This window comes from Streptomyces anthophorae, assembly GCF_049310305.1.
Lineage (GTDB): Bacteria > Actinomycetota > Actinomycetes > Streptomycetales > Streptomycetaceae > Streptomyces.
The window spans coordinates 7,805,109-7,817,733 of sequence record NZ_JBLWQQ010000001.1; the positions used below are offsets into that span (position 1 = coordinate 7,805,109).

The 12,625-nt window shown below is 67.1% G+C and carries 8 protein-coding genes; 7 read left to right on the forward strand and 1 reads right to left on the reverse strand.

Going from position 1 to position 12,625, the window contains the following annotated elements; all coding sequences use genetic code 11:
- Nucleotides 1–53 precede the first annotated feature (53 nt).
- From ACNYS0_RS35440 to ACNYS0_RS35470, 7 genes are all read left to right on the forward strand, one after another.
- Nucleotides 54–1,610: an ABC transporter substrate-binding protein gene (locus ACNYS0_RS35440; protein ID WP_422479660.1), complete on the forward strand. Its 1,557-nt coding sequence runs from the start codon at nucleotides 54–56 to the stop codon at nucleotides 1,608–1,610.
- Nucleotides 1,611–1,735: 125 nt separating this feature from the next.
- Nucleotides 1,736–4,261 (forward strand): family 78 glycoside hydrolase catalytic domain, encoded by a 2,526-nt coding sequence (locus ACNYS0_RS35445; RefSeq protein WP_422479662.1) that lies wholly within the window; start codon nucleotides 1,736–1,738, stop codon nucleotides 4,259–4,261.
- Between the two features lie 23 nt (nucleotides 4,262–4,284).
- Complete coding sequence (locus ACNYS0_RS35450) at nucleotides 4,285–5,031, forward strand: sugar phosphate isomerase/epimerase family protein (RefSeq protein WP_422479664.1); 747 nt, start codon at nucleotides 4,285–4,287, stop codon at nucleotides 5,029–5,031.
- Entirely contained in the window at nucleotides 5,028–6,131 is a 1,104-nt protein-coding gene (locus ACNYS0_RS35455) for a Gfo/Idh/MocA family protein (RefSeq protein WP_422479666.1), read from the forward strand. Before ACNYS0_RS35450 ends, ACNYS0_RS35455 begins: the two co-directional genes overlap by 4 nt.
- A 55-nt stretch (nucleotides 6,132–6,186) precedes the next feature.
- Nucleotides 6,187–8,616 (forward strand): glycoside hydrolase family 2 TIM barrel-domain containing protein, encoded by a 2,430-nt coding sequence (locus ACNYS0_RS35460; RefSeq protein WP_422479668.1) that lies wholly within the window; start codon nucleotides 6,187–6,189, stop codon nucleotides 8,614–8,616.
- 197 nt (nucleotides 8,617–8,813) lie between these two features.
- Nucleotides 8,814–9,827 (forward strand): extracellular catalytic domain type 1 short-chain-length polyhydroxyalkanoate depolymerase, encoded by a 1,014-nt coding sequence (locus ACNYS0_RS35465; RefSeq protein ID WP_422479670.1) that lies wholly within the window; start codon nucleotides 8,814–8,816, stop codon nucleotides 9,825–9,827.
- A 223-nt stretch (nucleotides 9,828–10,050) separates the two neighbouring features.
- The gene (locus ACNYS0_RS35470) at nucleotides 10,051–11,682 is read left to right on the forward strand and encodes a tannase/feruloyl esterase family alpha/beta hydrolase (RefSeq protein ID WP_422479672.1); all 1,632 of its coding nucleotides are present in this window, start codon (nucleotides 10,051–10,053) and stop codon (nucleotides 11,680–11,682) included.
- A gap of 23 nt (nucleotides 11,683–11,705) precedes the next feature.
- On the opposite strand, the gene ACNYS0_RS35475 is transcribed toward ACNYS0_RS35470, so the two are convergent.
- Nucleotides 11,706–12,623, reverse strand: a complete 918-nt coding sequence (locus ACNYS0_RS35475; RefSeq protein ID WP_422479674.1) for a LysR family transcriptional regulator — start codon at nucleotides 12,621–12,623, stop codon at nucleotides 11,706–11,708.
- Nucleotides 12,624–12,625 lie beyond the last annotated feature (2 nt).

Below are 12,625 nucleotides of genomic sequence, written 5' to 3' on the forward strand. Positions count from 1 at the left end.
CGTCGGCTCCGCCCCCCCGCTTCGGGTGCGCGGCACTCCATGGAGGAAGTTCCATGAACAGAAGATTCTCCCGCACCGCAACCTTTCTGGTCGGCGTCCTGTGCGCCGCACTGACCGCGACGGCCTGCAGTGGCACGGCTGATTCGCCCAAGGGCAAGTCAGGAGGCACACTCAACGTTGTCTCGCTCACCCCGCCCAGCACCTTCAACCCGGCCCGAGCAGGCATCACCGTAGGGGAGAACTGGTACACCCCGCTGGCGTACGACTCGCTCATCCACCGGGGCCCGGACGGCAAGTACGAGCCCGGCCTGGCCACTTCCTGGAAGTATGTGGGCAAGGGCAACCGCGAGTTCCAACTCACCCTGCGCCCAGGTGTGAAGTTCGCGGACGGCTCACCGGTCACGACGGCCGCGGTGGTCAAGTCCCTGAAGTACACCTTCGCTGATCCGAACAGCCCGCAGGCGCCGTCCCTCGGCAAGGTGTCCGTCGAGGCGACCGGCGAGCGCACCGTCACCCTCAAGCTCGCCCGGCCCAACCCGGAAATGCCGTACAACCTGTCGTCGACGACGCATCTCAGCTCGGTCATCAGCGCGAAGGGCCTTGCCGACAAGAAGGCGCTGGGGCACCTGACGTTTGGCGCCGGACCGTATGTACTCGACGACAAAGCGACCGTCTCCGGCGACCACTACACCTACATACCCAATCGGAACTACTACAACAAGTCCGCGATCCACTACGACAAAGTCGTGATCAAGGTCGTCAGTTCCACCAACGCGGCTCTCTCCTTGCTGAAGACCGGCGCCGCCGACCTGGCGCAGGGCGACGTCAATACCGTGCAGAGTGCCAAGAGTGCCAATCTCAAGACGTACTCCACCTTGGTCGCGGAGACCGGGATCCAACTGACCGGCCGTGCGAAGAGTGCCGGGTCCAAGCCACTACGCAGCAAGCTCGTCCGGCAGGCGCTGAACTACGCCGTCGACCGCAACGCCATCGCCAAGGGGTTGCTGCACGGCACTGGCAAGCCGGTCAACCAGATAGGGACCCCGGGGACGTCCGATTATCTGGAGTCGGAGGCGGACCGCTACGCCTACGACCCCAAGAAGGCGAAGTCCCTGCTGGCGAAGGCGGGTTACCCGAACGGCTTCAGCGCCACCATGCTCAGCCTCACCGTGAACCCACCCGCCAGCGAAGTCGCACAAGCCGTGATCTCTGACTGGTCCAAGATCGGCGTGAAGGTGCGTGTGGTCAACGCCAGCGACGGCGCCAAGTACCAACGGGAGTATCTGGGTGGCGATCACCCCATGGTGTCCTACGGGTACGGCTACATTCCGTTCTTCCTCTACGCGAAGAACTTCTACGTTCCGACACCCGGTCTCATCTACGGCGGGGACGACCCGCAGCTGGCGTCCCTGGTCAAGAAGGGTGACGCGGCAACGGGCGCCGAACAACGCACGCTGCGCGACCAGGCCACGCGGCGGGCCATCGACCAGGCCTGGCTCGTACCCGTGACGAGCTTCTCGGTCTTTTACTACACGTCACCGAAGGTGAAGGGCGTGAAGGTCAGCCTGAAGCGTCCGCTCCTCGACCTGACTGAGCTCTCGCCCGCCTGACAGCGCCCGGAGGCCTCGGGCCGGTGAGCCCGGGGCCCTGCTGCGACCGCAAGCGCATCGGCCGCGCCCCACCTTGCGCCGGCAGGTGTGCGGCCGACAGGCCATCGAATGAGAAATGGACATTGATGCTCTCAGCACAGTTCGAAACCGCCGACGCGGTGTTCGTCGGCTCGCCCGAACGACGCGTGGGCGAGCCGGGCGATCCGGCGGTGTACTTCCGGACCGAGTTCGAAGCAGGCCCGGACCTCCTGGGGGCAACCCTCCACCTCACCGCTCTCGGAACCGTTGAGCCCTATCTGAACGGGGGCCGGGTCGGCGATGAGGTCCTGGCCCCGGGGTGGACGTCCTACCGGCACCGCCTGCTCGTCCGCAGTCACGATCTCACCACCATGGTGCGCACCGGCACGAACGCGTTCGGCGCCATCGTCGGCGACGGCTGGGCCGTCGGCCGCCTCGGATTCGAGGAGATTACACGCTCGCGGATCTATGCCGACCGTCCCGCTCTGCTCTCTCTGATCGAACTGCGCTACCCAGACCGGACGGAGTACGTCGCGTCAGGCGACCGATTCCGGTGCGGGCAGGGCTCCGTGCGCGCCAACTCCCTCTACGACGGGGTCACCATCGACGCCCGACTCGAACCGGCCGGTTGGCACGAACCCGGATTCGACGACGGCGCCTGGCTCCAGGCCGAACCGGTTGCCTGGGACACAACCACCCTGGCCGTGGCCACCGCGGAACCGATCCGCCGCGTCGAGGAGTTGCCGCCACGGAAGATCTGGACGTCCCCGGCCGGCAGCACCGTCGTCGACTTCGGACAGAACATCCCCGGCTGGGTCCGGCTCCGTCTGGATGGGCCCCGCGGAACCGAGGTCTCCGTCCGGCACGCCGAGGTGCTCGTCGACGGCATGCCGGACTACATGACACTGCGGACGGCCGAGGCGACCGACCGCTATGTCCTCGCCGGGGACGGACCGGAGGAGTTCGAGCCCCGGTTCACTTACCACGGCTTCCGGTACGCCGAGATCGACGGGCTCCGCGGTGAATTGTCACCGGATGACGTGCGGGCCGTCGTCGTGCACAGCGACATGACGCGTACGGGGTGGTTCGAGACATCGAACGACCTGCTGAACCGGCTGCACGACAACGTCGTCTGGTCGATGCGCGGCAACTTCGTCAGCATCCCCACCGACTGCCCACAGCGCGACGAGCGACTCGGCTGGACGGGAGACATCAACGCGTTCGCCCCGACCGCGACCTACCTCTACGACGTGCGTGAGGTGCTGATGTCATGGCTCGATGATCTCGCCCTGGAACAGAAGGACTTCGGCTTTGTCCCGTACGTCGTACCGGATGTCCAGCCCGGGCACGACACACCGACCGCCCTGTGGAGTGACGTCGCCGTGCGGCTGCCCTGGCAGCTGTACTGGGAGTACGGAGACGAGGAGATTCTGCGCCGCTGCTACGACTCGATGGCGACGTTCACGCGCAGCGTGGTGCCGCTTCTTGATCTGACCGGTGTGTGGAACTCCGGTTTCCAATTCGGGGACTGGCTCGACCCGTCCGCCCCGATGCATCGACCTGACCAGGCCAAGGCCGATCGCCATCTCGTAGCTACGGCCTTCTTCCACCAGACCGCACGCGAAATGGCCCGCACTGCACAGGTGTTGGGCCGCACGGAAGATGCAGCGTGGTTCTCAGAGGTCGCCGACAGGGTTCGTGCAGGATTCCGCGCCGAGTACGTCAGTTCCAGCGGTCGCATCACCGGCGAGTGCGCGACGGTCTACGCCCTGGCCATCCGGTTCGGTCTGCTCGACGACAACCAACTGCGCCGCGCCGGCGCGCGCCTGGCCGATATCGTGCGGCGCGACGGCTACCGCATCTCCACCGGCTTCGCGGGCACCCCGCACGTGGCACACGCTCTGACAGAGACCGGGCACACGGACGACGCCTATCGCCTGCTGCTGCAGACACGGGCGCCATCGTTCCTCGATCCGGTCGTCCGCGGGGCCACCACCATCTGGGAGCGGTGGGACGCCATCCTCCCCGACAACACCGTGAACCCATCGGGAATGACATCCCTCAACCACTACGCGCTCGGCTCGGTCGCACACTGGATGCACACCGTCATCGGCGGGGTGCGGGCGACAAGTCCGGGCTACCGGACCATGCGCATCGCGCCTCGGCCCGGCGGTGGCCTGACCCGAGCCAGCGCAGCGCACGACACCGTTCACGGGCGGGTGAGCGTGGAGTGGGAACGAGAGGACGACACCATGACCGTCCGCGTGACGATCCCGGACGGCACCACCGCGGAGGTGGCGCTGCCCGAGCACCCCGCTCGGGCGGAGCGCACCGTCTGTGCGGGCCGGCACGCCTGGACGTACGCGCTCGCTACGACACCCGCCCCACTCACACTGGACAGCCCGGTCGAGTGTCTGGCCATGCATGACGCGGTCCTCGCGTCGGTGTCGGGGATCCTGCGCGAGTACCTGCCTCCGCACATGGACGTGACGAAGCTACTGGACCAGTCCATGGTCCTGCCGTTGTCGGTGCTCCTGAACGAACTCCCCGGAGTGACCGACCGCATGCGCCGCGAGCTGACGGCAGCCATCGAGCGCCACCACACCCCGTCCGAAAGGGCTTTGCTGTCATGACGTATTCCGTCCAGCTGTACTCCGTGCGCGACGCGCTGGAAGCAGACTTCGATGGGGCGATCCGGCGCCTCGCCGAGATCGGCTACCGCCGGGCCGAACCCTGCGCCTTCGAAACCCGTGTCGAGGCTTTTGCCGCGGCGTTCGCGGAGCACGACATCACGGCCCCCACGGGCCACACCTTCGTGATCCCTGTCGGCGAGGTTTCCCCCGACCTGGACCAAGTCTTCACCGCCGCGCGGCGTCTCCGTATCGGCACCGTGGTCCACCCCTTCATCCCGCCCGAGCGCTGGCACGACATCGAGGCGATCCGCGACACCGCGGCCCACCTGAACCTCGCGGCGAAGAAGGGCGCCGAATACGGGGTCCGGGTCGGATACCACAACCATGACTGGGAGATCTCCTCGAAGATCGAGGACACCACGGCACTGGAGGCCCTGGTGTCCCTGCTCGACCCCGAAGTGGTCCTTGAGCTCGACACCTACTGGGCCGCGGTGGGCGGCGAAGACCCCGTGAGGCTCCTGGAACGGCTGGGGCAGCGTGTGAGTGCCATCCACATCAAGGATGGTCCGGTCACGAAAGACACGTCCGCTCAACTCCCGGCAGGGCAAGGCCAGATGGATGTGTGGGGCATCATCGAAGCCGCGAAGCACCTGGAGGTGGGCATCGTTGAGTTCGATGACTACGCCGGTGACATCTTCGACGGCGTCACCGCCTCGCTGCGCTACCTCGAGGCGGGCCCCCACGACCGCCCGAAGGGCGGTGCCCGATGAACCGCGGGCCGGTCGGGGTCGCCGTCATCGGCGCCGGTGTGATCAGCAAGGAGTACCTGAACAATCTCACGGCGTTCCCGGACCTGATCGTTCACGCCGTCACCGACCTCCTCCCAGAAGCCGCGAAGACCCGGGCGCGAGAATACGGGATCGCCGAGCATGGCACTCCCGAACTCGCCCTGGACCACCCGGACGTCGAGATCATCGTCAACCTCACGACACCGACAGCCCACGTCGAGATAGCGACCGCGGCGCTGCGGGCGGGCAAACACGTGTGGAGCGAGAAGCCCTTCGCGCTCGACCGCGAGAGCGGGCTCGGACTGCTGAAGGAGGCGGACGACACCGGGCTACGCCTGGGGTGCGCGCCGGACACCTTCCTCGGCGCGGGCCTGCAGACCGCCCGACGGGTCATCGAGCGAGGAGACATCGGGGTGCCGCTCACGGCCCAGACCATCCTCCAGTACCCGGGACCGGAATCGTGGCACCCCAATCCGGCTTTTCTGTTCCAGCGTGGCGCGGGGCCACTGTTCGACATGGGCCCGTACTACCTCACCGCGCTGGCGCAGACCTTCGGTAGCGTCCGCCGGGTTTCCGCGGTCGGTTCCATGGCCAAGGCCATGCGCACCATTGGCTCGGGCCCGCGCACGGGCGAGGAGTTCGAGGTCGAGGTGCCCACGCATGTGAGCGCCCTGATCCAATTCGCGTCCGGTGGCTGCGCGAACAGCATCTTCAGCTTCGATTCCCCGCTCGTCCGGGCGGGGTTCGTAGAGATCACGGGCACCGAGGCCACGCTCTCACTGCCCGACCCGAACGCCTTCGACGGAGAGCTGAAGATCTGGCCCACTGGGGCCGACGAGTGGACCACCATTGGGGCAACGGGCCCTGCGGACGGCCGGGGCCTGGGCGTGCTCGACATGGCGCGTTCCCTGCGCCGCGGTGAACCGCACCGCGCGACAGGGGAGTTGGCACACCACGTCCTGGACACGATGGTGTCCGTCTCCGAGTCGATCGACACAGGTTCGTTCATCGACGTCGTCAGCTCCGCCCCGGCATCCAGCCCCGTTCCGGAGGACTGGTCACCGCATGAAGCCACTTCGTGACACCCCGCTCGAGGCAGAACGGTGCCGAACAAGCTGGAAGGAACAGCAGTAACCGATGAAGCGCACTTCTTTCAACGACGGCTGGGAGTTCGGGCCGAAAGCCAATCCGTTCGCCGAGCTCTCCGGCGCCACCACGCCGTTCCGGCCCGTGTCGGTCCCGCACGACGCCATGCTCGGCCGACGGCGAACCGCCGAAGGGACCGCAGCCGCGGCCTTCTTTCCCGGCGGCGCCTACGAGTACCGCAAGACCTTCCAGGTGCCGGCCGAGGACGAGGCCAAGCGGATCCTCGTCGAGTTCGAGGGCGTTTACCGGGACGCCATGGTCTACGTCAACGGCACCTACGTCACTCAACGTCCGTACGGTTACTCGCAGTTCCGCGCGGACATCGGGCCCCACCTGCGCTACGGCGCGAGCAACGAGATCCGGGTCGAGGCGCGAACCCACCAGGACTCCCGCTGGTACACGGGCGCAGGCATCTACCGGGACACCTGGCTCCTGGTCGGAGATCCGGTACACATCGCACCCGAGGGCGTTCGTGTCACGACCCTGGAGTCCGACCAGGAACAGGCGGTGGTGGAGGTCGCCGTCCGGATCGAGAGCGATGAGCGTGCGGTGCGCACCGTCCGGCTCGGAACGGAGATAGCGGGAGCCGATGGCCGCACGCTGACGACGGGATCGACACCGGTCACCGTGGAGCCGGGGCAGCAGGCGATCGCCCGGCAACGTCTGTACATTCGCGACCCTGCCTTGTGGAGCCCCGACCAGCCCGCGCTGCACACCGCCGCCATCACGTTGGACGATGACCGCGACACCGAAAACGTCACCTTCGGTATCCGTACCCTGCACCTCGACCCAACGCACGGCCTGCGCCTCAACGGGGACCCGGTGAAGCTGCGCGGCGCCTGCGTGCACCACGACAACGGCCCCCTCGGCGCGGCCACGTACGCCCGGGCCGAGGAACGCCGCGTGGAACTCCTCAAGGATGCCGGATTCAACGCCCTCCGGATGTCCCATCACCCCATGAGCAGCGCCATGTTGGCGGCCTGCGACCGGCTCGGCATGCTCGTCGTTGACGAGGCCTTCGACATGTGGACATCAGGGAAATCCGCCTTCGACTACAGCCTGTACTTCACCGAGTGGTGGGAGCGGGACCTGGAGGCGATGGTCGCCAAGGACTACAACCACCCCAGCGTCATCATGTACTCGATCGGCAACGAAATCCTCGAAGCCGGCTCTCCTGCCGGAGCCGCGTGGGGTCGGCGTCTCGCTGAGAAGATCCGTGCGCTCGACTCCACCCGTTACGTCACCAACGCCATCAACACTGCCTTGGCCGTCATGGCCGATCTGGCCGATCTGAAGCAGGATCAGGACGCCGAGCGGGCGGAGAGTGAAGGCACGGGCATCAACACGTTCATGGCCGATCCCGCCGCTCGTCTGGAGGCGCTCGCCACCTCCGAACTGGTCACGCACAAGACCGAGGAGTCCTTTGCACTGCTTGACGTCGCCGGGATGAACTATGCCGAGGCCCGCTACGCACTGGACCGCAAGCTCTTCCCCGACCGCATCATCCTCGGCACCGAGACCTTCCCCACCCACATCGACCGCATCTGGCGCCTGACCGAGGAACACGGCCATGTGATCGGCGACTTCACGTGGACCGGATGGGACTACCTCGGCGAGGTGGGTATCGGCCGACCCTTGTACCGTACGGACGACGAGCAGCCAGCGGGCTTCATGGCGTCGTACCCGCATCTGACGGCCGACTGCGGCGACATCGACATCACCGGCCACCGCCGCCCCGCCTCCTATTACCGCGAGATCGTCTTCGGTCTGCGTATCGACCCCTACCTCGCGGTCCGACGCCCGCAACACCACGGAAGTACCTACGTCGCCACGCCTTGGGCGTGGAGTGATGCCATCTCCTCCTGGACGTGGCCCGGCTTCGAGAAGGCACCCGTCACGGTCGAGGTGTACGGAGCGGGAGACGAAGTCGAATTGCTCGTCAACGGACGCTCGCAGGGCCGACGGCCCCTGGCGGCCTTCCGTACCGAGTTCGAAGTTCTCTACGAGCCGGGGGAGTTGCAGGCCGTTACCTACGCCGGTGGAATGGAGAGCGGCCGGCACGTAGTACATACGGCCGGCGCCCCGAAGCGACTGCGGGCGGACAGTGACCGTGCCATCGTCACGGCCACCGGAGGAGACCTGGCCTATGTGTCTCTCACCCTCACCGACGCGGCCGGTACCTGTAACCCGTCCGCCGACCGCCCCGTACGCCTCGAAGTCACCGGCGACGGCGTTCTCGCCGGCTTCGGAAGCGCCTGCCCCTCGACCGACGAACCCTTCGACTCGCTGGACCACCACACCTACGAAGGTCGCGCGATCGTGATTCTGCGTCCCACAGGGCCTGGCGAGATCTGCCTGGTGGCCTCGGCGCTCGACTGTGCCCCCGTGATGGTGAAGGTCGCGGTACAGGCGGGCCGTTGAGGCCCGTTCGTGTTCCGCGCAGCCGGTCATCGGACTGCCCCGTCAGAGCAACTGCCTCGTTGGGAGGACCCATGATTCACTCGTCGTTCAGGAGGCGTGGTGGCAAACTCCTCGGCCGTGGTGGCTCCACACGCCCTGCCCCTTCGCGGAGATACGCCCACGGGATACTGTCTCGTACCGTACTTGCCGCGACGGCCGTGGCAGGCTGCCTGGCGCTCGCCACCGCTCCACCCGCCCTCGCCGCCGACCGCACGGACACCGCGGGCGGCGAGGGGCGCGTAGACCACCGCACCTACCAGGCGTCCACGGGGGTGAACGACTACCTGGTCTACGTACCCAAGGGATGGAAGCCGTCCGAGAAGCTCCCGCTGTATGTCATGGTGCACGGCTGCGGCACCACGGCCGAGCAGCAGATGCACGCCAATCTGCTCAATCCGCTCGCGGACCGCGAGCGCTTCCTCGTTGCGTATCCCGACAACGGCGGCCAGTGCTGGCGCGCAGTCATCAACGACAAGGCAAGCACGACCCGAGGAGGAGGCGGCGACGCGGACATCGTCGCCGGGATCACCCGCGAGACCAGCGCCGCGTACAAGGCCGACACCGACCGGGTCTACCTCATGGGCATGTCGTCCGGCGCCTTCCAGACGAGCGCGACCGCCACCGCATACCCCGACCTGTACGCGGCAGCCGGAGTGTCCGCGGGAGGCGGCTACGGCATGGACTTCCTCACGTGCATTGCCGCACTCGATGCGACCGCCCCGCTGTACGCACCCCAGGCCGTCGCGCAGATGGGGGCGCGGGCGCACGTGATGCCCTTCTTCTCCATCGGCGGTACCAGCGATGCGCTCGGCGAGCAGCCCGCGCCCGGTGGGTGCGCCCGGCAGGCCTACCTGGAGTGGTTGGCCGTCAACAACCTGCTGAAGCCGGGGGAGGATGGCGCCACCTTCCGCGACGACCCGGCCTCGACGCGGACCGGCCAGGTCCCCGACGGCTATACGTGGAGCAGCAAGGTGGCCCGGGGCAGAGACGGCTGTCAGATCGCCGAGCGGTGGATCGTGGACGGCATGTCGCACTTCTGGCCCGGCGGCACCACCGACCCGAAGTACGCGGGCACCTTCAATGACCCCAAGGGACCGAATGCCTCGAAGGCCTCGTGGAGCTTCTTCGAGCAGTTCACCCTCAGCGGAGGCAACACCTCATGTCGCAAGTGATCCTGCGGCGTCGCAGCGTGTTGGGGCAGCTCGCTCCGTATCCACACAAGTGCAGTTCACGCATGCGCAACTGTGCAACGTCGACGCATTCCCAGCACCGTGCCGGCTCCCTAGCGTTGCGGCCACCGCAGTTCCGCCTTCGGGAGGCGTGCCGGATGACCTCATGCGCTGGGGTCGGCAACGTTCTGCCTGATTCCGAGGAGAGGCCATGAGATCCACCCTTGTGAGCACACTGGCAGCAACCGTCATCGCAGTTCCCACGCTGGTCGCGTTGCCGGCAACGGCCGGGGCCGCGACGGGGCCGCCCGTCAGGTGCGAAGAACTCGCCGAACTGGCCGTCCCCGCCGACGCCTTGGGCCTCCCGACATCGGGAGGACATGTCACCGACGCGAAGACCGTCCCCGCCTCCGGCGCCGGGTCCGGGGCCGTCGGTGAGTACTGCCAGGTCGATGCGGAAATCTTCCCCGTCGACCCCGAAGCCCCCAACATCGAGATGCGCGTCGCGCTGCCGACCGAGTGGAACGGCAAGGGGATGATGTTCGGCGGCGGCGGCTACGACGGCGCCATTCCCTCGCTCACCACAGACGTCCCCTTCGGCGATGCCGGCGCGGGTACCCCACTCGCCCGCGGATTCGCCGTCTTCGCGAGTGACTCGGGCCACCAACTCGGCACGAACGACTGGAACCACGCGGGCTCGTTCGCACTGAATGACGAGGCGCTGCGGAATTTCGCCGCCGACGCGCTCAAGAAGACACGCGACGCCGCGATGTTCCTCATCGGTGAGCGTTACGGCAGGCAGCCGAGCCACTCCTACTTCGCCGGTGTGTCCAGCGGCGGCCGTGAGGCTCTGGCCGTGACACAGCGCTGGCCCCATGACTTCGATGGTGTGATAGCGGGGGCTCCGGCATGGAACGCCGCCACGCTCGACCTGTGGTTCGGCCATATGGCACAGATACTGCAGCGTCCGGGCGCCTTCCCGAGCTCCGAGAAGCAAAAATTGATCTACGACCGGGTCATGCGGAGTTGCGACGGCGACGACGGGGTACGCGATGGTGTCATCTCCGACGAGGCCGGATGCGACTTCGACCCGAAGGTTCTGCGCTGCCCCGGCGGCGAGGACAGTGGCGCCACCTGCCTTTCTGACGCTCAGATCAAGGCGGTCCGGGATCTGTCCTCGCCCGTCGAGTGGGGCTACAAGCTGGCCAGTGGTGAACGCGGCTACCCCGGCCTTCCCTTCCTGTCGGGTGCGGACATGGGCACGCCCGGGCTCGGGATCGGTACCAGGGCGCCGACGCAGCCGCTGGACCTCACGACAGGTTTCGCGGCTCTGTTCTGGGACCAGTGGGCAAAGTACTTCATCACGCGTGATCCTGACTTCGACGGACTGAAGCTGGATCCGCAAAAGCCCGGAAAGTGGAAGGAACGCATCAGTGAGCTGACCGCACTGCAGGACATCAACAACCCTGACCTCAGTGCGTTCGCCAAGGCCGGCGGAAAGCTACTGCTCGTGCACGGGACCGCGGATCCAGTCGTCAGCCCTCGCTCAACTGCCGAGTACTACCAGAGGGTCCGCGCCACGATGGGGGCACGAGCCACCTCGAAGTTCCTGCGGATGTACACCATGCCCGGCATGGGCCATGGAGGCCCCGCCGCGTTCACGGCCGGTTGGGATTCGCTGAGCGCCCTGCAGCGGTGGAGCGAGAAGGGCATCGCACCGCACGAGCCGGTCGTCACCGACCTCAACCCGTCCGCCTCCGGGCGTACCCGGCCGCTGTGCGAGTACCCGGAATGGCCGCGGTACAACGGTCTCGGTGACCCCGACCGGGCCGAGAACTTCACGTGCGTGCGCTCATGAGTTGAGCTTCTCATCCGGGGATGTCATGTGCCCGGAGCCGCGGTGGTGGACAGTACGTCGCCCATCTCCCGCATGGTCCGCCTGAGTTGAGTCACCATGGCGGCGACCGCGGGACGTCGCAGGGTGTCCTCGCGGGCGACGAGCCAGTAGGCCATCTCAACCGTGACCTCGTCGGGCAGTAGCCGGACGAGGTCACGGTGTGGAGCGATCATGAAGGTGGGCAACAGGCCGATGCCGCCACCGGCACATGTGGCCTCGATGTGGGCGAAGACATTGGTGGATGTCACCGCGTCGCGCATCTCAGGGAGATAGCGCCGCCCCACGTCCAGGTCGTCGACCTGAAGCATGGACGAGATGAAGTAGATCAGGCGGTGGCGGGCCAGATCGTCGAATCCTGTAGGCGTTCCATGACGCTCCAGGTAGCCCGGGGTGGCATACAGGCCCAGGACGTACCCACCGAGCCGGAGCGCGCGGGCCCGCATGACACGTGGCTCTCCGACGACGATCTCTATGTCCAGGCCGGAGCGGTGCTGCGCGGCCCGCCGGGTCGCGGAGACGATCTCCACGCTGATTCCCGGGTGGTCCTGGTGCAATCGGGCCGCCGCAGGGGCGGCGACGAACGTGGTGAAGCCGTCAGGGGCCGACAGCCGGACGACGTCCTCGATCTCCGCACCGACCTCGGAGCCCGACTCCAACTTCTGCAGCACACCATCGACTTGCTCCGCCGCGGCCAGCGCACGGCGGCCGAGGTCGGTGAGCTCCCACCCGGAGGCCGCACGAACGAGCAACTTGCCGCCGACCGCCCGTTCCAGCGTGGCGATACGCCGAGAAACGGTGACCTGGTTGACCCGCAGGGACTCGGCCGCCCTGCTGAACCGGCCACTGCGCGCGACCTCCAGGAGAACCAGCAGGTCGTCGGCGCTCGCACGGGAGGGATGCATCT

Excerpts from the sequence above, each read along its gene's own strand:
- ACNYS0_RS35440 (WP_422479660.1), top strand. The coding sequence starts at position 54 with ATGAACAGAAGATTCTCCCGCACCGCAACCTTTCTGGTCGGCGTCCTG.
- ACNYS0_RS35445 (WP_422479662.1), top strand. The coding sequence starts at position 1,736 with ATGCTCTCAGCACAGTTCGAAACCGCCGACGCGGTGTTCGTCGGCTCG.
- ACNYS0_RS35455 (WP_422479666.1), top strand. The coding sequence starts at position 5,028 with ATGAACCGCGGGCCGGTCGGGGTCGCCGTCATCGGCGCCGGTGTGATC.
- ACNYS0_RS35460 (WP_422479668.1), top strand. The coding sequence starts at position 6,187 with ATGAAGCGCACTTCTTTCAACGACGGCTGGGAGTTCGGGCCGAAAGCC.
- ACNYS0_RS35475 (WP_422479674.1), bottom strand. The coding sequence starts at position 12,623 with ATGCATCCCTCCCGTGCGAGCGCCGACGACCTGCTGGTTCTCCTGGAG.